The sequence below is a fragment of the Micromonospora sp. WMMD1082 genome, from assembly GCF_029626175.1.
Lineage (GTDB): Bacteria > Actinomycetota > Actinomycetes > Mycobacteriales > Micromonosporaceae > Micromonospora.
In genome coordinates this window covers 5,858,652-5,879,233 of the sequence record NZ_JARUBM010000002.1, presented here as the reverse complement: position 1 = coordinate 5,879,233, position 20,582 = coordinate 5,858,652, and the positions used below count along the sequence as shown (strand labels likewise).

Here is a 20,582-nt window from a genome sequence, read left to right as displayed (position 1 = left end):
CCGGATGTAACACCACGCAACACGAGAGGGGTGGCCGATGGCCGACGACATGGGATCGACAGTCCCCCGGCGACAGCTCGGGCGAGCACTGCGCGACCTGCGCACCGAAGCACGCATGACCCTCGACGGCACGGCCGAGGCGATGCAGTGCAGCCGGCAGAAGATGTGGCGCATCGAGACCGGCCTCGGCCCGACCCGCGCCGTCGACGTCAAGGCCCTCTGCGAGCTGTACGCTGTCACTCCCGAGCTGACCGGCGCCCTCACCGCCCTAGCCAGCGAGACCAAGGCCAAAGGCTGGTGGCACTCCTACGGCGACGCCATCCCCGACTGGTTCGAACTCTACGTCGGCCTCGAATCCGCCGCCTCCCGCCTCCGCGAACACGACGACACCCTCATCCCCGGTCTACTCCAGACCCCGGCCTACACCCGTGGCGTCTACCAGAATCGGCCCGATATGCCCGCCGAAGAGCTGGAAGAGGTTCTGGATGTTCGCCGACGGCGACAGGAGATCCTGGTGCGGCGGCTCCCAAAGGCACCGAGGCTTGAGTGGGTGCTGTCAGAGGCGGTGCTGCTGAGATGCGTCGGTGGTTCACCGGTCATGGCTGAGCAGCTCGACCGGCTCCTTAAGCGCACAACGCTGCCAAACGTGTCGATCCGCATCCTGCCGCTGTCAGCAGGCGCTCACTACGGCGCGCTTGCCGGGGCCTTTGTCATGCTTGACTTCCCGCTCGGCAACCGGGTCGTACCTGACCCATCCGTCGTCTACAGCGAGTCGGTGACTGGGGCGCTCTACCTCGACAGGCCCGAAGAGTTCGCGGTCTACGAGAAGGTCTGGGCGAGCCTCGTCAGCCTCTCCCTTGATGAGGAACAATCAAGAAGGATGATCAGCAAGATCAAGGAAGAGGTCCACCATGGCTGACGACCTGCTCGGCGCGCAGTGGCGCAAGAGCACCCGCAGCGGCGACAACAACGGCAACTGTGTGGAGGTCGCCGACAACCTGGCCGGCTTTGTCGCCGTGCGCGACAGCAAGGACCCGGCCGGGCCCGCCCTCACCTTCTCCCCCACCGCCTGGACCACCTTCGTCCGGTCCACCAAGGCTCCCGACTGACCCCTACCTCAGGACGAGGAGTTTGAGCCCGGCTCTCCGTTGGCGATGCTGTCGCCGGTCGTCAGCGGCAGCAGATTCATACTCCGGCGGGCCCAGCTGTGTCGTAGCGTGGGTCGATGACCGACATCGTGGCGATCATCCGGCGGGCATGTCTGGGCCTTCCCGAGGTCAGCGAACGCCTGAGTCACGGCACCCCGACCTGGTTCGTCCGTGGCAAGAAGTCGTTCGCCACCGTCTGGCCCGATGGCCATCACCAGGACGACTTTCCGCACCTGTGGTGCGCCGCGCCGGCCGGAGCCGCCGTCGAACTGGTCGCGGAGAACCCGCAGACCTACTTCCGCCCGCCCTACGTGGGGCATCGCGGCTGGGTCGGCGTACGCCTCGACACCGGGATCGACGAGGCCGAGCTGGTCGAGATCATCGAGGACGGATACCGAGCGGTGGCACCGCCCGCCCTGCTCGCCCGGCTCGACGCGCCCTGATGGTGCGGTCGGTAGTGTCCACCCGAGAAGCAGTTGCAGACCGCTATCGCTGGAGGCGGGCGTGCCGGGCCGATTCGTGTACTGGATGAACGTCTCCGTCGACCTCCGGATCGAGCGCGCCCCGGGTGAGCAGGGCGGCGGCGACTGGCTGCGGATCGGGGAGTCGCTGCATCGGGAGTTCAACGCGCGGGCGCGGGCGATGTCGCTCATGGTCGAAGGCCGCACGATCTACGAGACGATGGAGGCGTTCTGGCCGGCCGCCCGCGACGACGGATCGCTCGCCGACTACCTGCGTGAGTACGGTGAGATCTGGACGTCGACGCCCAAGGTGCTCGTCTCCCGCACCCGCGACAGCGCGGGCCACAACACCCGGGTCATCGGCGGTGACGATGCGATCGGGCAGCTCGCGAACCTGCGCGCACAGACCGACGGCGACATCGGGGTCGGCGGCGCCACCCTAGCCACACACCTCCTGCGGGCAGGGCTGCTCGACGAACTCCTGCTCTTCACCCACCCCGTCATACTCGGCACCGGCCGACCGCTCTTCGACGCCCACAACGTACCGATCGAGCTGGACCTGCTCGAACACCTGGCGTTCGAGCAGGGCGTGACGATGCACCGGTACGCAGTCCGAGGCGCACGCACCGGACCGGCGGCCGACGAACACGCTGAGCGAGGCCAGCCCGCACCACGCTGAGCCTGGTCCACACTGCACCGCCCTCAGAGCTGGGGGCGGTTTCGCCTGCGCGGGCTCCGCTTTCGCTGTCTTAGCCAAAAGTTGGCGCTAAGTCCGGCGAAAGCCATAGACACATAGACATCGCTTTTGTTAGCTTCAGCCCGGATGTTACGTCGAGGTGAACCGACACGGGAGCCAGCGCCTCGGACGTGACCTCCGACGGCCCATCGATCCCACCCCACCTTCCAGTTCCTGCGCCCGCGTCGCCCGGCGGCGGCCACGACGGGCCTCTCTGTGCTGCCCGCATCACCCGGAAGGGAGGAACCGGAACCCACCGTCCCCGACCTGCCCCCGACCAGTCCTCACGAGAAGGAGAGGCAGTTGAAGAGACGACTCACGCTCGCCGTGGCGGGCCTGACGACCATCGCCCTCCTGGCCACGCCCACCCCCACGACGGCCGCGCCCACCCCCACGACGGCCGCGCCCGGCGCCCCGCCGGAGACCGCCTTCCAGAAGGTCACCCTCAACGACCGCCCCGGCGAGCCGATGGACCTCGCCGTACTGCCCGACGGCCGGGTCCTGCACGTGACCCGCGCCGGCGTGGTCTGGCTGCACAACCCCGCCACCGGCCGCAACACGGTCGCCGCCACCCTCGCCGTCTACCAGCACGACGAGGAGGGTCTCCAGAACGTCGCGATCGACCCGAACTTCGGCCGGGCCGGCAACAACTGGGTCTACCTGTACTACTCGCCGCCGATGGACACCCCGGTCGACGATCCGTCCACCCCGAACGTCAACGAGGGTGACGCGCCGGCCTGGGGCAGCGAGGAGGAGCTGGCACCGTTCCGGGGCGCCCTCCGGCTGTCCCGGTTCCGCCTGGTCAGGGACAAGCTGGACCTGCGCACCGAGCAGCGGATCCTCGACGTGCCGGTCGACCGGGGCATCTGCTGCCACGTCGGCGGGGACATCGTCTTCGACGCCAAGGGCAACCTGTACCTGTCCACCGGGGACGACACCAACCCGTTCGACTCCGGCGGCTACGTCCCCATCGACGAGCGGCCCGGCCGCAATCCCGCGTACGACGCCCAGCGCACCTCGGCCAACACCAACGACCTGCGCGGCAAGATCCTGCGCATCAAGGTGGGCGCCAACGGCTCGTACACCATCCCCGTTGGCAACCTGTTCCGGAAGGGCACGCCGGGCACCCGTCCGGAGATCTACCTGATGGGTCTGCGTAACCCGTTCCGGATCGAGCTGGACCGGCGGACCGGCGATCTGTACGTCGCGGACTACTCGCCGGACGCCGGCCAGCCCGATCCGTCGCGTGGCCCGGCGGGGCACGGTAAGTGGTTCGTGGCGCGCAAGGCCGGCAACCACGGCTGGCCCTACTGCGTCACCCCGGAGCTGCCGTACGTGGACTACGACTTCGCCACCGGGGAGTCAGGTGCGACGTTCGACTGCGCGGCGCCGGTCAACGAGTCCCCGCACAACACCGGGCTGCGCACGCTGCCCCCGGTGCAGCAGCCCGACGTCTGGTACAGCTACGGCCTCTCCCCGCAGTTCCCGGAGCTGGGCACCGGCGGCATCGGGCCGATGGCCGGGCCGACGTACCGGTTCGACCGCGCGACCACGCGGGGCCGCGCCCCGGTGGCCTGGCCGGCGTACTACGACGGCAAGCCGCTGTTCTACGAGTGGACCCGGGACTACGTGAGGGCCTTCCAGCTGGACCGGGCCGGCCGGGTCGGCGGGATCGAACCGGTGCTGCCCTCGGTCGTCTTCGACAACCCGATCGACCTCGAATTCGGCGCGAACGGCGCGCTCTACGTGCTCGAGTACGGCGACGGCTTCTTCAGCGAGAACCCGGACGCGCAGCTGGCCCGGATCGACCACATCGGCGGGGACGGCAACCACAGCCCGGTACCGGCGGTCGCGGCGAGCCTGACCGGCGGGCTCGCACCGCTGACCGTCGAGTTCTCCAGCGAGGGCACCACCGACCCGGACGGCGACCGCCTGCGGTACGAGTGGTACCTCGACGACGACGACCGGGTCGACTCGCGGGCGGCGAACCCGACGTTCACGTACCGCACGAACGGCATCTACGACGCGACGCTCAGGGTGACCGACCCGGGGGGACGCTCGGCCTCCGCGTCGGTGCGGGTCGTGGTCGGCAACGCCGAACCGGTGGTCGAGCTGGTCGCGCCGGTCGCGGGGCAACCGTTCTCCTTCGGCGACACCGTGCGGTACGAGGTGCGGGTCACCGACGACCAGCCGGTGGACTGCGCCCGGGTCAGTGTGACCTACGTCCTCGGCCACGACGACCACGGCCACCCGCAGACCACGGCCAGCGGCTGCACCGGCTCGATCCTGACCACCGTGCCCTCCGGTCACGACCCGGAGAACGACAACCTGTCCGCCGTGTTCGTCGCGTCCTACACCGATCCCGGTGGCGACGGCCTGCCCTCGCTGACCGGAACCGACCAGGTCGTGCTGGTCCCCGGCGTGTAGATCCACGAGAGGAGTCATCATGTGTTACGGCTACGACGGGATGGCCGCGCTGCGGCGTTCCGGCATCGACCGGCGGGGCCTGCTGCGCGGCTCGGTGGCCGCGATGGCCGGTGTCGGCCTCGCCACGGCGGGCGTGGGCGCGACGGCGGCCTCGGCCGCCGGCCCCCGGCACACCGGTCGGCGGCGGGTGCCGCCGGGCCTGATCAGCATCCAGCTCTGGACGGTCCGCGACGCGTTGAACGGCGAGCCGGGCTACGACGCCACCCTGCGGCACCTCGCCCGGATCGGCTACCCCAAGGTGGAGTTGGCGCTCGGCTACTTCGGGCGCAACGCCGCCCAGTTGCGTCGCTTCCTGGACAGCATCCGCGTCAAGGCCAGCTCCAGCCACGACGGGATCAGCGACAGCCCCGCCGCCCTGCGGGAGAAGATCCAGAACGCGGTCACCCTGGGTCAGCGGTTCATGGCGGTGCCGTACCTCTACTCCGAGAACGCCGACGACTGGAAGCGGTGGGCGGAGCAGATGAACGTCGAGGCCGCCGCGGCGGCCCGGGCCGGCCTGCGGTACGGCTACCACAACCACGCCCACGAGTTCACCATCGACCTCGGGGGCGGCCGGCGGCCGTGGGACGTGCTGACCGAGGAACTGGATCCGACGCTGGTCCACCTGGAGATCGACATCTACTGGGCGGTCACCGGCGGCATCGAGTCCGGTGACGGCGTACGCGACCCCGAGGGCTTCACCCTGGACGTGATCCGCTCCGCGCCGCAGCGTGTCCTGCAGTATCACGTCAAAGACCGGCATGCCGCCGACGGCGACATGGCCGACCTGGGCACCGGCATGATCGACTTCGCGCGGATCTTCCGGAAGCACTCGGTGCTGGAATACATCGTGGAGAACGACACCCCCGACGTGACGCCCCAGCGCACCGCCGAGATCGGCTACCGCTACCTGCGCAACCTGCGGTTCTGACGTACGCCCGTCAACGGCATGGTGGGGCGGCTGCCGCGAGCCGCCGCCCCACCAGCGCGCGTCACTCGAAGTCGGCGAGCGTGAACTCCCGGGGCTCGACCAGCACCAGCCAGTTACCCGAGTTGTCGCGGATGACGGCCTCCACCCCGTACGGGCGCTCCTCCGGCTCCTGGAGGAACTCGACCCCCTTGGCCCGCAGATCGTCGTGGGTCTTGCGGCAGTCGTCGACGGCCAGGCCGACCCCGAACAGCCCGCCCTCGTCCTGCGCCCGGCGGAGCGTCTCGGCCACCTCCGGCGACAGCGGTGGGCCGGGCAGGGTCAGGTGCAGCTCCAGCTCCGGCTGGCTGGGGTGCTTGACCGTGCACCAGCGGTAACCCTCCCGGAGGGAGATGTCGGTGCCTTCGGCGAACCCGAGGATCTCGGTGTAGAACGCCTTGGCCGCGTCGATGTCCTTGACGTATACGCTGGTCAGCGAGATGTGGGTAATCATGGGGCCAGGTTAGAGAGGGCCCGTGGCGGCCGACTTCTCCTGGCTTGCGACGTCAGTCGCGTCGTTCGGCGAGCCCCCACATGAAGACGAAGCAGCCCGGGATGCGCGGCGCGCCCGTGCTCGCCCAGCGACGCTGGAACTCGCTCGGCGTCTCGCCCACGAGGTCCCGGAACCGGCTGCTGAACGAGCCGAGGCTGGTGAACCCCACCCCGTGACAGACCTCGGTCACCGTCAGGTTCGTGGCCCGCAGCAGGTCCTGGGCCCGTTCGATGCGCCGCCGGGACAGGTACGCAGCCGGGGAGAGGCCGTACGTGATGGTGAAGAGGCGCTGGAAGTGGTACTTGCTGATGCCGGCAACCGCCGCGACGGCGGCGAGATCCAGCGTCTCGGTGTAGTGACGGTCCATGTGGTCGCGGGCTCGCCGCAGGTGCACCAGAAGATCACCGGGAACTCGGCGGGGTGGCGGGCTCGTCACGACGGTTCTCAGCGCAGTCGGCGGGTCGGGAAGCGCGTCGGTGGGTCGGCGATCGCGGCCTGGGCGGCGACCAGCTGGAGTTCCCGGGTGCCGGCCGCCAGGGTCGCCTCCAGCACGGCGAAGATCGGCGGCAGCGGAGTGGTCACGGCCAGACCTCGTGCCCGAGCCGTTGCAGCGGGAACACCGCCGCCGAGTTGCCGACGTGGCCGTAGCCGACCGAGGACTGGATGGACAGGATCTTCACCGTCCCATCATGGCGGTTCGTGGTGCCTCAGCGGCTTGGCATGGTCAGCACGATCCGGCCGGCGGCCCGCCCCTCGGCCTGCCGGGTCCAGGCGTCGGCGACGCCGGCCAGCGGGACGGTCTCGTGGGTCACGGTGAGCCGGCCGGCGACGATGTGGCCGGCGATCTCCCGGATCGCCGCCGCCCGGCGCGCCGCGTCCAGCTCGTTGTTGGTGTAGCCGAGCACCCGCAGCGAGCGGCTGCGCAGCGTCGCGGAGTCCACCGGCGCCTGCTCGCCGGCCGAGCTGCCGAGGTTGACCAGCCGGCCGTGCGGGCCGAGGGTCCGCAGCGCCGCGGCGGCCGGCACGCCGAAGAGCGGGTCGAGCACGATGTCCGCCGGCCCGTCGCAGGCCGCCCGGAGCCGGTCGGCGAGGGTGTCCACGTCGTCGGTGTCGGCGAGGGCGACGACGTCGTCGGCACCCAGGATGCGGGCCCGTTCCTGGGCGGCGGCCGACCGGGCGGCGGCGACGACCCGCCGGGCGCCGTGCAGCCGGGCCAGTTGCACCGCGGCCTGCCCGACGACGCCGCCGGCGCCGAGGACCACCACCTGCTCCCCCGCGCGCAGCTCACCGCGCCAGGTCAGCGCCATCAGGGCCGCCACCGCGGAGAGCCCCAGGGCCGCGACGAGGGTGTCGGCACCGTCGGGCAGGGCGACGACGTCGGCGTACGGCACGACGCAGTGTTCGGCCATGCTGCCGTCACCGGGGCGCATCCCGGCGGTGGTGGGAAACCACACGGCCGTGCCGTCGTCGAGGTGGCCGACGCCCTGCACACCGGGGACGTACGGGGTGCCCGGCGCGCCGAAGTACGACGTACCGCTGGCGCAGAGCACGTCCAGCGGGGTGATCGGTGCGGCGGCGACCCGGACCCGGACCTGCCCGTCGCCGGGCCGCGGCGGTTCGCGGCGGGCGACGGCGGGCGGCCGGCCGCAGGTGGTGATGACGGCGGCGTCCATCAGGTGGCGATGTCCGGGTACGGCAGGGAGAAGTGCGCCAGCCGGCGGGCGTACTCCTCCTGGAAGCCGAGCGGCCCGTGGTCGCGTTCGAACATGGCGATGAACAGCGTCAGGGTGAGGAACGGGTGGGCGCCCAGCTCGAAGAGGGTGACGTAGTCGTGGGTGGCCAGGGCCTCCCGCTCGGTGTCGGTGAACCGCAGCCAGGTGCTGGCCTCGGGGATGTAGCAGTTGAGGATCTGGTTGGCCCGTTCGGCCTCCCACCAGGTGACCGTGCCGCGCGGGTCGTCGCGGTAGCGCTCCACCAGCTCGGGATCGCGGTCGACGGTGTAGAGGAACTTGTTCAGCAGGTACTTGCTCATGCCGCCGGCGCTCCGTTCGGATACCAGGTGAAGTACGCCTCCATGGTGTGGAACAGGTCGAGCGTGTCGACGTAGTCGGCCTTCGCGCCCTCGCCTGCGACGCCCATCATCAGCATGAAGTCCATGAAGCCGTGGGTGGCGTTGCCGGGTGCGTGCAGGCTGTCCAGCGTCACCTCGGACAGGCAGCCCTCCAGGTCGCCGCCGGCGATCCACTCGACCGCCCGGCGGTCGAACTCGGGGTCGGGGCCGTGCTCGCCGAACTGCCGCGGCCCGCCCAGTTCCAGCGACAGGTGCCCGGTGCCGACGACCGCGACCCGCTGGTCGCCGGGCCAGGACTCGACCAGTTCGCGGATGGTCTTGCCGAGCTGCACGAAGCGCTTCGGCTGCGGCAGCGGCGGGGCGAAGATGTTGGTGTAGACCGGCACGATCGGCAGGTCGGCCTCGGGCCGCAGGGTGATGATCGGGCAGGTGATGCTGTGGTCGATGCGCAGCTCGTTGCTGTAGGCGAGGTCGAAGCCGGCGTCGAGCCCCTCGCGCAGCAGGTACGCCGACAGGTCCTCCTGGCCGCGCAGCAGCATCCGGGGCAGGCCGAACTCGCGTTCCTCGTTGTACCAGTTGGCGTCGTAGAACGGCGCCTTGCCGATGAGGAACTGCGGCATGTTGTCCAGCCACAGCTGGTGGAAGTGGTCGGAGCCGACCATCACCAGCACGTCCGGCCGGGCCCGGGTCAGCGTCTCCCGGAACGCGGTGATCTTGCGTACCCACTCGTCGGCGAAGGGTGGCCGGTCCTCGCCCTGAGCGGTGCTGGCCCGGTAGTAGAAGGGGTGGTGGGTCGAGGCGATGACCGCGGCCAGTGTGGCCATGGACGGCTCCTCTCAGGACGGGTCGGGGGTGACGTAGGTGGCGTTGCGGTCGACGGTGGTGTAGACGTCCATGCCGATCGGGGTGCGGCGTTCCTCGGCGAGGTGCCCGAGCAGGCCGGCGGCGCGGGCCAGCAGCGCGAAGCCGCGCAACAGGTCGACCGGCAGGCCCAGGTCGGCCAGCGCGGCGCCGCAGACCCCGGCGCCGTTGAGCGGCAGGGTACGCCCCAGCACCTCCGGGTGGACCCGGCCGATCGCCTCGAACAGCCGCAGGTGCGGCCCGCGCAGCTTCTCCTCCTCGGCGATGCGGATGAGCACCGGCGTACGCGGGTCCTCGGTCTTGTGCACGGGGTGGCCCAGGCCGGGCACCAGGCGACGGGCGGCGCGCGCGGCCGTGACGGCGGCGCGGGCGAGGTCGTCGAAGCCGGCGTCCTCGGTGGGCGGCGGCCCGTCCACGGCGGCGAGGGTGTCGGCGAGGAACCGGCCGCAGTCCTCGGTGACCCCGAGGAAGCGGGAGCCGCCGCCGAGCAGCCCGGCCGCGAGGGCGCCCTGGAGCGACTCCGGCGCGCTGAGGTAGGTCAGCCGCGCGGCGATGGCCGTCGGGGTGAAGCCGTGGTCGGCCAGCGCGACCAGGACCGCCTCGAAGACGCGGACCTCGGACGGGGTGGGACGGCGCTGGGCGACCAGCCAGAACGCCAGCTCACCGAAGCCGACCTGGCCCATCAGGTCGGCGGCGAGGTCCTGGCCGAGCAGGCGGATGCTGCTGGCGTCGGAGGTGCCGATCGACGTCGGGAAGGTGGTCACGGCGTCTCCCGCCTCTCGGTGAGCCACTTGCGGATCTCGACGCCGTGTTCGTCGAGGCCGGGCGGTGGCAGGTCGTAGCGGGCCGGGGTGTCCGAGAAGGTGATCGGGTGCCGGACGCCGGGCACCGCCCGGTCACCGTCGCCGACCTCGACGACCGGGTCGAGGCCGAGTTCCTCGGCCAGCGCCACACCGCCGTCGATGGTGTTGATCGGTGCGCAGGGCACGCCCGCCGCGATCAGGTCGCGGAACCACTCGTCCTTGCCCCGGGTACGCAGCCGCTCCAGCAGCAGTGGTCGCAGGTCCTCCCGGTTGGCGGTGCGGTCCTGGTTGCGCCCGAAGCGGGGGTCGTCCACCAGCTCCGGTACGCCGAGCACCTCGCACAGCTTGGCGAACTGGCCGTCGTTGCCGGCGATGACGACCAGTTCACCGTCGGCGGTGGGCAGCGGCTCGTACGGGAACAGGCTCGGGTGCGCGTTGCCCATCCGGTAGGGCACCGTGCCCCCGGCGACGTACGCGCTGGAGTGGTTGACCAGGCCGGACAGTGCCGAGGAGAGCAGGTTGACCTCGACGTGCTGGCCGCGCCCGCCCGCGCCCCGGTGATGCAGGGCGGCGAGGATGCCGATGGTCGCGTGCATGCCGGTCATCACGTCGAAGACGGAGATGCCGGCCCGGTACGGCGACCCGTCGGCGTCGCCGGTGAGGCTCATCAGGCCGGAGACGGCCTGCACCATCAGGTCGTAGCCGGGCAGGGCGGCCCCGGGGCCGGTGCCGAAGCCGCTGATGGAGGCGTAGACGACCTTGGGGTTCGCCTCGGCGACGGTGTCGTAGTCGAGGCCGAAGCGGCGCAGCCCGCCGGGCTTGAAGTTCTCGATCAGCACGTCGGCCCGGCCGGCGAGGTCGCGGGCCGTGGCCAGGTCGTCGGGGTCGCGCAGGTCCAGAGCGATCGAGCGCTTGTTGCGGTTGATCCCCAGGTAGTAGGTGGAGACACCGTCGCGCACCGGGGGCATCCAGGTGCGGGTGTCGTCGCCGCCGGGACTCTCCACCTTGACCACCTCGGCGCCCATGTCGGCCAGCAGCATGGTGGCGTACGGCCCGGCCAGGATCCGCGAGAAGTCCGCGACCAGCAGGCCCCGCAGGGGACCACCCGCCGGGGTCGGGTCCTGTTCACGTCCGTGCTCCGGTGCCATCGACATCCCACTCCCGACCGCTAGGCGGACACATGTCCGTGACTGCCGAGTATCGAAGCCGAAATGCGGACTGTCAACCGTTGACACCTCCCCGAAACGACGCCCACACTGGCGCCCATCGCAGGTCCGCCCGCATTACGGACGGATGTCCGCAGAGTGGGCCGCACCGACCACCTCTGGGAGTTGACCGCCATGAGCGCACCCGTATCAGGCCCGAATCCCGACCGTCCCCTCCTGTTCCGCAACGGCCTCGTCCTGACCATGGACGACACCCACCGCGTCCTGCCCGGCGCGGACGTCCTGGTCGTCGGCGAGCGCATCGCCGAGATCGGCGTCGGGCTGGCCGCCCCCGACGGCGCGATCGAGATCGACGCGTCCGGCGGCATCCTCATGCCCGGCATGATCGACACCCACCGGCACATGTGGCAGACCGCCATGCGCGGCTACGGTGCCGACTGGACCCTGACCCAGTACTTCGTCTGGTACTACCTGGAGTCCGGCAAGCTGTTCCGCCCCGAGGACATCTACGCCGGCAACCTGCTCGCCGCCATCGAGGCGATCGACGCCGGTGTCACCACCACCGTCGACTGGTCGCACGGGCTACAGAGCACCGACCATGCCGACGCCGCCGTCGACGCACTGCACGAGGTGCCCGGCCGCTTCGTCCTCGCGTACGGCAACATCCAGCAGGGGCCGTGGGAGTGGTCCACCAGCCCGCAGTTCCGCGACTTCGTCACCCGCCGCTTCCACAGCCGCGACGACATGCTCGGCCTGCAGCTGGCCTTCGACGTGACCGGCGACCCGACCTTCCCCGAGCGGGCCGCGTTCGAGGTGGCCCGGGAACTCGACCTCCCGGTCACCACCCACGCCGGGGTGTGGGGGGCCACCAACGACGACGGCATCCGGCTGATGCACGAGAACGGCTTCATGACCCCGTCCAGCGTGTACGTGCACGCCGCCACCCTCACCAACGACTCGTACCACCGCATCGCCGCCACCGGCGGCTCGGTCTCGGTCTCCACGGAGAGCGAGCAGAGCGCGGGCCAGGGCTACCCGCCCACCTGGGCACTGTGCCACCACGACATTCCGGTGTCGCTGTCGATGGACACCAGCGTCTGGTGGAGCGGCGACCTCTTCTCCGCGATGCGGACCACGCTCGGCGCGGACCGCTCCCGCGAGCACCTGGAGGCGCACAACCGCGCCGACACCATCACCCACTGCCGGCTGCGCGCCGAGCAGGTCGTCGACTGGGCCACCCGGGGCGGCAGCCGCGCCCTCGGCCTGGACGATGTCGTGGGCAGCCTGGAGGCGGGCAAGAAGGCCGACCTCGTGCTGATCAAGAACGACGCGTCGCCGGTGATGTTCCCGATCCTCAACCCGTACGGCCACGTCGCGTTCCAGGCCCAGCGCGGCGACGTGCACAGCGTCGTGGTCAACGGCCGGCTGGTCAAGCACGACCACCAGCTCGTCGGGATCGACCTGGCCAAGGCCCGGCGCCACGTCGAGCAGACCATCGACTACCTGATCGCCGAGATGGGCGCGGACGCGTGGGCCAAGGGCATGAACCCCGACATTCCCGAAACGAAGATCCAGGACAATCCCTACACCTACACCGAGTGGGACGCCGGCTCGGCCCAGTGGAAGCATTGACCGGCACGTGACCCTCGGAAGGCAGGCAGCAATGGCACGCGACGCCCGACCCGACTTCATCGAAGCCCTGGCCCGTGGCCTCGACGTCCTGCGCTGCTTCCAGCCCGGTCGACCGGTGATGACGCTCAGCGAGATCGCCGGTGCGACCGGGCTGGCCCGGCCGACCGTCCGCCGGATCCTGCTCACCCTCGACGACCTCGGCTACGTACGCTCCGCCGAACGCGGCTTCACCCTCACCCCCCGGGTGCTCGAACTCGGCATGACGTACATCAACGCGCTGGGCGTGTGGGAGGTCGCCCGCCCGCACATGCAGCAGCTCGTCGCGCAGACCAACGAGTCGACATCCATGGCCCAGCTCGACGGCAGCGACATCGTCTACGTCACCCGGGTCGCCGTACCGAAGATCATCACCCTGGCGGTGACCATCGGCACCCGCTTTCCCGCCCCGGCCACCTCGATGGGCAAGGTGCTGCTCGCCGCGCTGCCCGACGACGACCTCGACCGGGTCCTCGCCCTGCCCGGCCGCTCCGGCATCACCCCCCGCCGGCAACCGGACCGGGCCTCCCTCGACGCGTCGCTGCGCGAGGTGCGGGCCCGGGGCTGGGCCCTCGCCGACGAGGACCTCGCCCCGGGCATCCGGTCCGTGGCCACCGGCGTGCGGGACGGCCAGGGCCGGGTGGTGGCCGCCATCAACGTCACCGTCCACGCCGCCGAGACGTCGGTACGCACCCTCACCGAGGAGCACCTGCCACGCCTGCTCCGGACCGCGTCCGACATCAGCCAGGACTGGGCCCTGCTCGGCAGCGTGCCCAGCGTGTTCCAGGACGCCCGCGCCGCCCCCGTCGAGCCGGTCAAGGCGGGCAGATGACGTCGAGGGTCGCCGCCCAGACGACGCGCACCGCTCGCTCCGTCGGGCGACCGCCCGCCACGTTGCCGCCCTCCTGACGGAACTGCCCGGCGGAAGGGCCACGAGTGTCGGACCACCCGCGCTGCCCGGGTCTGTACCAGGATCTTGGTACGGGCCCCCTTCGTCGTGCCGCGCCGCGTGGCGGTAGCGTCGGGGCAGTGGTGACGATGACGTCTGCGGTGCTCGAGATCGACTACTCCGACCAGGGGTCGGGGCCGCCGGTGCTGCTTGTCCATGGGTGGCCCGACGCGGCGTGTGGGTGGAACGCCATCAGTGACGGACTGACCCGTGAGGGGTATCGCGTCATCATTCCCAGTCTGCGCGGTAGTGGTGACACTCGTTTCCGCGACGATTCGACGGTCCGCGACGGCAGCGCCGTGGCGCTAGCCCACGACGTGCTCGATCTCGCCGACGGGCTCGGGCTGGGTCGGTTCGCTGTCGTGGGTCACGACTGGGGAGCCCGCACCGCGTTCGTCCTGGCCGCCGTGGCGCCAGAGCGGCTCAGCTGCATCACGGCGCTGGCGCTGGGCTACCAGCCCCGTGGCCAGTTCACGATTCCCGCGTCGTTCGCCCAGGCGCGATTGTTCTGGTATCAGTGGCTGATGTACCTCGATGCCGGCGCGGCCGCGATCGCTGCCGATCCGATCGGGTTCGCCCGTGAGCAGTGGGACACCTGGAGCCCTCGCGGCTGGTACACCGAAGAGCAGTTCGCCGCGGCTGCCGAGTCGTTCCGCAACCGCGACTGGGTTGCGATCACCCTCAACGCCTACCGCAGCCGCTTCCTGCCTGAGGAACCACGCGACCACCGGTACGAGGATCTGCGAGCCCGGGTGGCCGACACCGAGCTTCTGCACGTACCGACTCTGATGCTGCATGGAGCTCTCGACACGTGCGACCCGCCCGCGACCTCCGAAGGGCTCGGCCAGTATTTCGACTCCTACCGTCGCGTCCTGATCGACGACGCCGGGCACTTCCCGCACCGTGAACAACCCGAGCAGGTGCTCCGCCACCTGCTCGTGCACCTGCGCGATCACGGCTGACCGGACTCGGCGCGGTTGTCCCGGTGACTCTTCACGCGTCCCGCCTTGCGCGCGGCCTCACACAGCTCCAGGCCGCTGAGCGAACCGCTCGGTCGAGCAACTCGACGAACAGCTCGGTGCCGTGGAGGCCGCCATCCAGCAAAGCCGGTCGATCAGGTGCCCCGCGACGCCTCAGACGTGCCGGGCCGGGGCACCAAGACCACCACCGCAGTTTCGGACGACCGCCGTGCGGCGTAGCCATCCAGGTTCTTGTCGATCTCACGCCAGCGGGCCCACAGTCGCGACCGTTCGTCGCCTGTCGCCGCATGACCACGCACCGGCCGCGGCCCGTCGACCAGGTCAACGGTGGCGTCCGGGTGCGCCTGCAGATTGAGCCACCAGGCCGGCTCGGGCTCCCCCCACCCGTTCATGGCCAGCGAGACCAGATTCGCGCCGTCCTCGAAGTACCCGAGGATCACGCTGCGCTGCTGGCCGGTGCGACGCCCGACAGTGGTCAGGCACAGCATTCCGTACCGGTTGCCGCGCGGACGCGACAATCCGACCCGGCCGCCGGAACGCCGGAACACGCCCCGATGAGCCGACCAGAACAGCCGGATGAACCAACGGGGCGGCAACCACGGCTTCTTGGCAGGGCCCAGGTCCGACTCGGTCACTCCTCCATCATATTGGCCGCTGTCACGCGAACGGCAGCCCCGAGGGCGAGTTGGACGACCACATCGTCGGGTTCTACGAAACGCTCCGCGCCCGGTACCCGGACTTCCCGCCCTACGACCACGACTCTCCGTGGATGTCGGCCCCCTTGGACGTCGGTGTTGATCACGTCAGCATGTGTATGAGCTTCTGCCAACGCAGCGAACCGGCGTTGCAGTTGATCGACGAACTCGCCCAGCGGCACGAACTCACCATCTATGACCCTCAGGAAGAGGAGGTGACGCGTCCTGCAGACACGCGAACACCCCTGGATCCCGCGATGCTGGCATTGATCGATGGGTTGCGACTGTAGCCGTACGGCAAGAGCACAAGACCTTTCAGGCGATCGAGGTCGGCGACGGCGGCGACGGGCGGTGGGCCGCCCACGCCCGGGGCCTGTGGCAGGAGATGGAGGGCCTGCTGACCGAGGAGGGCCGGACTCCGGAGGGCGCGGATCGTGTTCGGGCGCTGTTCCGTGCGCACATGCCGGAACTGGTCCCGGTTCTGGACCGCCTGGCCGGCCAACTCGACCGGCCCGAGGCGGAAGTCTTCCTCACCCACGCGGCACTGCGGCCGTTCTCCCAGGCGTGCACCCAGATCGGCAGGAACGGCACTCTGCTGCGCAACTATGACCTACGTCCCGATCAGTGCGAGGGGACCATCGTCTCCTCCTGCTTCCTGCGCCCCGTGATCGGGATGCAGGACATGCTGTGGGGCTTGCTGGACGGGATGAACGACGCCGGTCTCGCGGTCTCGCTCACCTGGGGCGGGCGTTCCGCCTACGGACGGGGCTTCGCCATTCTCATCCTCGTGCGCTACCTGCTGGAGACGTGCGACACCGTCGATGAGGCGGTCAGTAGGCTGCGATTTCTACCGGTCGCCGTCCCCCAGAACCTCACCCTTGTCGATCCCACCAAGGCGGTGACGGTGTTCGTGGGGCCGGATATGTCACCGACGGTGGCGCCGGATGCCTGCGCCGCCAATCACCAGCACCTGCCGGTCACCGACGAGCAGGAACGGACCATGCGGACGCAGGAGCGGCTGCGCGCCATCCGCGCCGCGGGCGCGGACGTGGCGGCGATGCTGAAGCCGCCGCTATACCAATCCGTCGACGAGCAGGGGTCGAGAACGCTCTACACAGCCCACTACCGGCCCGTCCAGGGCCGTGTGACGTACTACTGGCCCGGTGAGTCCTGGCAGCAGTCCTTCGGCGACTTCACACCCGGATCCCGCACCGTGACCTTGGGCCAGACCAGCTGAGAGGCTTCCGGACCCCACAATTGCTCCGACCTGTGTGCGGCTGGCGCACCTGGCTCTGCACTGGAATCCGTACACCGACAGCAGGCCCGAATACCCGGCAGGCCCGGGATGCCCGGCGAGGGACAGCGGCGGTGTGGGAGCGGCGTTCTTCTCCGTCACGCTGCCACGAAGTTGCTTGATAGCACAGACGGTTCAGCTCGACAGCGTCCATACCGGGCTGCCTGCCCGCGGCGCGCGGATGGTGGTCGCGGCCGTTCGACGGCGGCCGCGACCACCATGGGTGGTCAGCGCTTCGGTGCCTTGAGCTTCTCCTTGTTGTAGTTGTTGCCCCTGCCGTCGGGCTTGTAGTTCTTCTCCACGTTGCCCGCCGCGTCCACCGAGAACCAGTGCACGGTCGTGCCGACCGGGACGGTCAGCGTCTCCCCGCCCTCCCGGATGCCCGCCGAGCCGTAGAGCGTGGAGTCGTAGGTGGGTCGGGTCCGGTCGAGGGTGTAGAAGACCGCCGCCGGTTCGCTGGTGGAGAACGTCACGTCCACCATGCCCGGGGTGGCGCTCGCGGTCACCGACAGCGAGCTGGTCGGCTTCTTCTTGTCCGTGTCGAAGTCGCGGGCCACCCGCAGCAGCTCCACCAGACCGTTGGCGAACTCCATGGTTTCGGCGTGCGCCTCGCTCCAGGTCGGCTGGAACGACGTGCCGACCTCGAAGTTCCAGGCGTAGATGCCGTACCTGTACCAGAGCATGTCACCGGAGTTGCCGGCCGCCGAGTAGAGCACGTCGGCGATCGGGCCGGTCCGGGCCGGGGTGACCGCCAGGTTGCGGTGCCGCTTGATGGCGGTCAGGATCCGCGACGAGGCACCCCAGAACAGCGACTCCTCGGCCAGCGTGGGTCGCGGCGCGGAGATCCGCCCCGGGGTCGCGTACGAGCCGGGCGACCACATGAAGTAGTTGCCCGAGGAGTGCAGGTTCATCGAGAACCGGATGTTCGGCCGGGCGGCCAGCCAGTCGACGTTGCGGCTCTCCGGCTCCGACAGCTCGCTCGGCCCGGCGTACGTGCCGCTGGTGCAGCTGGCCGACGCGCCCGAGTAGCCATCGAACATGCTGTACTCGGTGTAGTTGCGGTTGTTGTCCACCCCCCAGGAGTTGCGACCGAGGAAGTCGCCGGACGTCTCCGAGGTGCAGTGGTTGGTCATGTTCTTGCGCTGCGAGTTGAAGTCGTAGAACGAGTAGTGCCCGCCGTCCGGATTGATCGACGGGGCGATCCAGATGTCGAGGTTGTCCACCAGCTCGCGGGTCTTGCGGTCGTGCGCGTAGTTGCGCAGCAGCCGCTCGGCGGTCTCGATGGTGACCAACGGGGGCACCCACTCCCGCGCGTGTTCCTGCGCGTAGGCGAGCACACCGAGGCGGGAGCCGTCCCGGTGCTTACCGATGCGGATCGCGTACACCGGGTGCGGGTCGCGGGAGACCGCCGCCGGCGCGGAGAGGCCGTCGGAGAGCGCGGTCGGCGCGGCCGGCGCGACCACGCCGGCGCCCGGGCTACCCCGATAGGTGTACGCGGTCAGCAGCGTCCCCGCCTGCGCGTTGAGCGCGGCGACCACCTGCGCGGCGGTGCTGGTGACGGTGCCGCTGCCGTCGGTGGCGAGGTCGACGCGGACCTGGCTGCCGGTGACGGTCACCGCCAGGGGCGCGTCGGCCGCACCGGGATCGGCGAGTTCGACCGAGATGTCGTTGCCGCCCTGGTGACCCCAGGCCAGCGAGTCCACCGCGACCCGGCTGGCGTCGACGGTGCCCAGCACGGCCTGCGCCTGCCGCCGGTAGCCGTTGGTCCGGTGGGGCAGTTCGACGATCTCGGCCAGCCTCGGGTACTGCGCGGCCAGGGCCTTGATCCGGTCGTACAGCTCGGTCGGCGTGAGGTAGCTGGCCACGAAGTCCTTCATGTAGCCCGGTCCCTCGGGGTTCGTCGGGGGGATGGGCAGCCACTGCTCGACCTTGGCCACGGCCACGTCACCGCTCGGGCTGGTGATCCGCACGTACGCCGGGCGGGTGCTCACCTGGGCCGCGCCCCGGTGGTAGAGGTAGACGCCGGCGTCGACGAAGCGGGAGATGGTCTGCGTACCGCCGGAACCGATCTCGGTGCCCGGCCCGCTGTCCCGCTCGACGGTCAACGGGGTGCTCTCCGCCTGCCCCTGTGCCCACTTGGCCTCGACCGACAGCACCTCGGTGTCGCCGGAGGTGTAGTAGTCCGCCCGAATGATCTTGACGTCGGAGATGGTGGACTGGGCCGAGAAGCCCGTCGCGGCGGCGAACTCCTGGTTGTCCGCCACGTGGGCGGCGATGGTCGCCTCCCGCTCGGCCACCCGGTCCTGCGCGTCGGCGGAGGTGTGCAGCACCCGGCCGAAGGTGAAGCCGGCCCGGGTCAGCGTGGCGACCTCGTTGCCGGTCACCACCGCGTGCACGACGATGCCGTCCCCGGTGTGGCTGACGTGATGGTCGAGGTCGACGCCGGTGGCCACCAGGGCGTCGAGTTCGGCGGTGCCGGCCAGCACCACCTCGACCACGCTGGCCTGCTCGTCGGCGAGCCGACCGAGGTCCGCCGGTGCGGCAACGGGCGCGGCGGCCTGCGGCACGACGGCGGCCGCCGGGCCGACCAGCAACAACACGGCCGACACGGCGGCCAGGGCGGTGGATACGGGCAGCCGGCGTCGCCACCGGGAACCCGCGCGAGCTTCGGACATGAGGCGGTCGCCCCTCTTCTCGGCGCGCGGCGCGGACGGAACGGGTGTCGACGCTGCCCGCATCGCCGATTACGCAGCGTCGCGCATCCGGAGGTAAAGGGTGATCAGTTGCCGATATCCTTCGCCCGCAGATAGTGATCTGTCAATCCTCGGCGGTCCCGGACCCGGTGACCGCGCCCACCTCGCCCCACCGTCACCGGTCCGGTGTTTGGCCTGCGTGCAGACTGGAGACCACAAGCGTGAAGCTCGACAACGAGGGGGGACCACGCGTGTCCGAGAACGTCACCGACCGGCACAGCCATACCGCCGACCGCCCTGCGGAGGTCACCGACCCGCTGCTGTGGCGGCTGGCCCTGGACGTCGCCGACGCCCACGCACCGGCCGAGGACGGCGGCTGCGCCCACCTGCTCTGCGCCGGCCAGCCCTGGCCCTGCGATCCGTGGCAGCAGGCTCAGCGGGCGCTCAGCCTCGCGCAGGGCGGCTCGGACGAGCCGCAGCAGCCCGCGAGCCCACAGCAGGGCGACTGGCGGACCCCGGCCGCGCTGCCCCACTGGGCTGCCGAGCAGTCGCACCGCGAGTCGGCCGCCGCCTGACGCCGGGCCGGCCCCGTCCGTCCACGCACCTGTCAATGTAACGTTGACAGGTGCGTGACGCGCTCGACCGGCTCACCGCGATCCCGGCCGCCCGGGCCCGGCTCGACGACAGCGAACTGGACCTCATCGACCGGGCGCGGCAGGCCGGCGCGACCTGGACCCAGGTCGCCGACGCCCTCGGGCTGGGCAGCCGGCAGGCCGCCGAGCAGCGCCGCCAGCGCCTCGCCGCCGCCCGGGGAGCCCGCCGGACGGATGCCGACCGGCACTGGCCGGCGGAGATCGCCGCGCTGCGCGGCCTCCTCGCCGACCTGCGGCGCTGGATCGACGCCGACCGGCGCTGGGACGGCCGGTTTCCCCGGGCCGCGCTGACCCGCCGCACCACGCAGCTCGCCCTGGAGGCCGAGCCGGGCGGCCTGTACGACCTGGCCGCGCGGATCTGCGCCGACCTGGCCCCACCCGCCCCCGGCCTGCCCGCGCCGGTACGCGCGACCGCCCACGACCTCGCCGCCATCCTGTCAACCCATCGTTGACATCCGTTGACGCCTATTGCCTCGAT

At 70.7% G+C, this 20,582-nt stretch carries 23 protein-coding genes and 1 pseudogene; 13 read left to right on the top strand and 11 right to left on the bottom strand.

All coding sequences use genetic code 11. From position 1 onward, the window contains the following. Positions 1 to 37 precede the first annotated feature (37 nt). From O7615_RS27150 to O7615_RS27125, 6 genes are all read left to right on the top strand, one after another. A complete protein-coding gene (locus O7615_RS27150; RefSeq protein ID WP_278180615.1) occupies positions 38 to 919 on the top strand; it encodes a helix-turn-helix transcriptional regulator in 882 nt (293 codons plus the stop codon). Continuing rightward, positions 912 to 1,109: a DUF397 domain-containing protein gene (locus O7615_RS27145; RefSeq protein ID WP_278180614.1), complete on the top strand. Its 198-nt coding sequence runs from the start codon at positions 912 to 914 to the stop codon at positions 1,107 to 1,109. The genes O7615_RS27150 and O7615_RS27145 overlap by 8 nt, the downstream gene beginning before the upstream one ends. Before the next feature lie 116 nt (positions 1,110 to 1,225). Next, the gene (locus tag O7615_RS27140) at positions 1,226 to 1,591 is read left to right on the top strand and encodes an MmcQ/YjbR family DNA-binding protein (RefSeq protein WP_278180613.1); all 366 of its coding nucleotides are present in this window, start codon (positions 1,226 to 1,228) and stop codon (positions 1,589 to 1,591) included. Positions 1,592 to 1,652: 61 nt separating this feature from the next. Next, positions 1,653 to 2,288 carry a dihydrofolate reductase family protein gene (locus O7615_RS27135; RefSeq protein WP_278180612.1) on the top strand — a complete coding sequence of 212 codons (636 nt, stop codon included), beginning with the start codon at positions 1,653 to 1,655 and terminating at the stop codon, positions 2,286 to 2,288. Between the two features lie 360 nt (positions 2,289 to 2,648). Continuing rightward, on the top strand, positions 2,649 to 4,772 hold the full coding sequence (locus O7615_RS27130) for a PQQ-dependent sugar dehydrogenase (RefSeq protein ID WP_278180611.1): 2,124 nt from the start codon (positions 2,649 to 2,651) through the stop codon (positions 4,770 to 4,772). A 19-nt stretch (positions 4,773 to 4,791) separates the two neighbouring features. Continuing rightward, positions 4,792 to 5,742, top strand: coding sequence for a sugar phosphate isomerase/epimerase (locus tag O7615_RS27125; protein ID WP_278180610.1), 951 nt, complete (start codon positions 4,792 to 4,794; stop codon positions 5,740 to 5,742). A gap of 61 nt (positions 5,743 to 5,803) precedes the next feature. Here the strand turns inward: O7615_RS27125 and O7615_RS27120 are convergent, their stop codons facing one another. The 9 genes and pseudogenes from O7615_RS27120 to O7615_RS27080 all read right to left on the bottom strand — a co-directional run bounded on the left by O7615_RS27120 (position 5,804) and on the right by O7615_RS27080 (position 11,154). Continuing rightward, positions 5,804 to 6,232 carry a VOC family protein gene (locus O7615_RS27120; protein ID WP_278180609.1) on the bottom strand — a complete coding sequence of 143 codons (429 nt, stop codon included), beginning with the start codon at positions 6,230 to 6,232 and terminating at the stop codon, positions 5,804 to 5,806. Between the two features lie 52 nt (positions 6,233 to 6,284). Then, entirely contained in the window at positions 6,285 to 6,707 is a 423-nt protein-coding gene (locus O7615_RS27115; protein WP_278180608.1) for an AraC family transcriptional regulator, read from the bottom strand. An 8-nt stretch (positions 6,708 to 6,715) separates the two neighbouring features. Beyond that, positions 6,716 to 6,853, bottom strand: coding sequence for a hypothetical protein (locus O7615_RS27110; RefSeq protein ID WP_278180607.1), 138 nt, complete (start codon positions 6,851 to 6,853; stop codon positions 6,716 to 6,718). Further along, positions 6,853 to 6,951 (bottom strand): annotated as a pseudogene (locus tag O7615_RS27105) (pyridoxal kinase); the annotation flags it as partial. The gene O7615_RS27110 and the pseudogene O7615_RS27105, both read right to left, overlap by 1 nt. A 27-nt stretch (positions 6,952 to 6,978) precedes the next feature. Beyond that, entirely contained in the window at positions 6,979 to 7,944 is a 966-nt protein-coding gene (locus O7615_RS27100) for a zinc-binding dehydrogenase (protein WP_278180606.1), read from the bottom strand. After that, positions 7,944 to 8,303: a hypothetical protein gene (locus O7615_RS27095; RefSeq protein WP_278180605.1), complete on the bottom strand. Its 360-nt coding sequence runs from the start codon at positions 8,301 to 8,303 to the stop codon at positions 7,944 to 7,946. The genes O7615_RS27100 and O7615_RS27095 overlap by 1 nt, the downstream gene beginning before the upstream one ends. After that, positions 8,300 to 9,166, bottom strand: a complete 867-nt coding sequence (locus tag O7615_RS27090) for an extradiol ring-cleavage dioxygenase (RefSeq protein ID WP_278180604.1) — start codon at positions 9,164 to 9,166, stop codon at positions 8,300 to 8,302. The genes O7615_RS27095 and O7615_RS27090 overlap by 4 nt, the downstream gene beginning before the upstream one ends. Before the next feature lie 12 nt (positions 9,167 to 9,178). After that, positions 9,179 to 9,967 carry a citryl-CoA lyase gene (locus tag O7615_RS27085; protein WP_278180603.1) on the bottom strand — a complete coding sequence of 263 codons (789 nt, stop codon included), beginning with the start codon at positions 9,965 to 9,967 and terminating at the stop codon, positions 9,179 to 9,181. Further along, on the bottom strand, positions 9,964 to 11,154 hold the full coding sequence (locus tag O7615_RS27080) for a CaiB/BaiF CoA-transferase family protein (protein ID WP_278180602.1): 1,191 nt from the start codon (positions 11,152 to 11,154) through the stop codon (positions 9,964 to 9,966). The genes O7615_RS27085 and O7615_RS27080 overlap by 4 nt, the downstream gene beginning before the upstream one ends. Positions 11,155 to 11,346: 192 nt before the next feature. Here O7615_RS27080 and O7615_RS27075 point away from each other — a divergent pair, with 192 nt between their 5' ends. The 3 genes from O7615_RS27075 to O7615_RS27065 all read left to right on the top strand — a co-directional run bounded on the left by O7615_RS27075 (position 11,347) and on the right by O7615_RS27065 (position 14,751). Further along, positions 11,347 to 12,804 carry an amidohydrolase family protein gene (locus O7615_RS27075; RefSeq protein ID WP_278180601.1) on the top strand — a complete coding sequence of 486 codons (1,458 nt, stop codon included), beginning with the start codon at positions 11,347 to 11,349 and terminating at the stop codon, positions 12,802 to 12,804. Between the two features lie 31 nt (positions 12,805 to 12,835). Then, positions 12,836 to 13,672, top strand: a complete 837-nt coding sequence (locus O7615_RS27070) for an IclR family transcriptional regulator C-terminal domain-containing protein (protein ID WP_278180600.1) — start codon at positions 12,836 to 12,838, stop codon at positions 13,670 to 13,672. A 206-nt stretch (positions 13,673 to 13,878) separates the two neighbouring features. Beyond that, entirely contained in the window at positions 13,879 to 14,751 is an 873-nt protein-coding gene (locus O7615_RS27065; RefSeq protein ID WP_278182255.1) for an alpha/beta hydrolase, read from the top strand. Between the two features lie 152 nt (positions 14,752 to 14,903). On the opposite strand, the gene O7615_RS27060 is transcribed toward O7615_RS27065, so the two are convergent. Next, a complete protein-coding gene (locus O7615_RS27060) occupies positions 14,904 to 15,404 on the bottom strand; it encodes a nitroreductase/quinone reductase family protein (protein ID WP_278180599.1) in 501 nt (166 codons plus the stop codon). A 50-nt stretch (positions 15,405 to 15,454) separates the two neighbouring features. Here O7615_RS27060 and O7615_RS27055 point away from each other — a divergent pair, with 50 nt between their 5' ends. Beyond that, entirely contained in the window at positions 15,455 to 15,754 is a 300-nt protein-coding gene (locus tag O7615_RS27055; protein WP_278180598.1) for a hypothetical protein, read from the top strand. Continuing rightward, positions 15,730 to 16,701 carry a C45 family peptidase gene (locus tag O7615_RS27050; protein WP_278182254.1) on the top strand — a complete coding sequence of 324 codons (972 nt, stop codon included), beginning with the start codon at positions 15,730 to 15,732 and terminating at the stop codon, positions 16,699 to 16,701. The genes O7615_RS27055 and O7615_RS27050 overlap by 25 nt, the downstream gene beginning before the upstream one ends. A 284-nt stretch (positions 16,702 to 16,985) precedes the next feature. Here the strand turns inward: O7615_RS27050 and O7615_RS27045 are convergent, their stop codons facing one another. Further along, positions 16,986 to 19,433, bottom strand: coding sequence for a M14 family metallopeptidase (locus O7615_RS27045; protein ID WP_278180597.1), 2,448 nt, complete (start codon positions 19,431 to 19,433; stop codon positions 16,986 to 16,988). Between the two features lie 269 nt (positions 19,434 to 19,702). Here O7615_RS27045 and O7615_RS27040 point away from each other — a divergent pair, with 269 nt between their 5' ends. Continuing rightward, on the top strand, positions 19,703 to 20,026 hold the full coding sequence (locus O7615_RS27040) for a hypothetical protein (RefSeq protein WP_278180596.1): 324 nt from the start codon (positions 19,703 to 19,705) through the stop codon (positions 20,024 to 20,026). A gap of 50 nt (positions 20,027 to 20,076) precedes the next feature. Further along, on the top strand, positions 20,077 to 20,556 hold the full coding sequence (locus tag O7615_RS27035) for a hypothetical protein (protein ID WP_278180595.1): 480 nt from the start codon (positions 20,077 to 20,079) through the stop codon (positions 20,554 to 20,556). The last annotated feature ends 26 nt before the right edge of the window (positions 20,557 to 20,582 follow it).

Excerpts from the sequence above, each read along its gene's own strand:
- O7615_RS27150 (WP_278180615.1), top strand. The coding sequence starts at position 38 with ATGGCCGACGACATGGGATCGACAGTCCCCCGGCGACAGCTCGGGCGA.
- O7615_RS27145 (WP_278180614.1), top strand. The coding sequence starts at position 912 with ATGGCTGACGACCTGCTCGGCGCGCAGTGGCGCAAGAGCACCCGCAGC.
- O7615_RS27140 (WP_278180613.1), top strand. The coding sequence starts at position 1,226 with ATGACCGACATCGTGGCGATCATCCGGCGGGCATGTCTGGGCCTTCCC.
- O7615_RS27125 (WP_278180610.1), top strand. The coding sequence starts at position 4,792 with ATGTGTTACGGCTACGACGGGATGGCCGCGCTGCGGCGTTCCGGCATC.
- O7615_RS27120 (WP_278180609.1), bottom strand. The coding sequence starts at position 6,232 with ATGATTACCCACATCTCGCTGACCAGCGTATACGTCAAGGACATCGAC.
- O7615_RS27100 (WP_278180606.1), bottom strand. The coding sequence starts at position 7,944 with ATGGACGCCGCCGTCATCACCACCTGCGGCCGGCCGCCCGCCGTCGCC.
- O7615_RS27095 (WP_278180605.1), bottom strand. The coding sequence starts at position 8,303 with ATGAGCAAGTACCTGCTGAACAAGTTCCTCTACACCGTCGACCGCGAT.
- O7615_RS27090 (WP_278180604.1), bottom strand. The coding sequence starts at position 9,166 with ATGGCCACACTGGCCGCGGTCATCGCCTCGACCCACCACCCCTTCTAC.
- O7615_RS27080 (WP_278180602.1), bottom strand. The coding sequence starts at position 11,154 with ATGGCACCGGAGCACGGACGTGAACAGGACCCGACCCCGGCGGGTGGT.
- O7615_RS27075 (WP_278180601.1), top strand. The coding sequence starts at position 11,347 with ATGAGCGCACCCGTATCAGGCCCGAATCCCGACCGTCCCCTCCTGTTC.
- O7615_RS27070 (WP_278180600.1), top strand. The coding sequence starts at position 12,836 with ATGGCACGCGACGCCCGACCCGACTTCATCGAAGCCCTGGCCCGTGGC.
- O7615_RS27065 (WP_278182255.1), top strand. The coding sequence starts at position 13,879 with ATGACGTCTGCGGTGCTCGAGATCGACTACTCCGACCAGGGGTCGGGG.
- O7615_RS27045 (WP_278180597.1), bottom strand. The coding sequence starts at position 19,433 with ATGTCCGAAGCTCGCGCGGGTTCCCGGTGGCGACGCCGGCTGCCCGTA.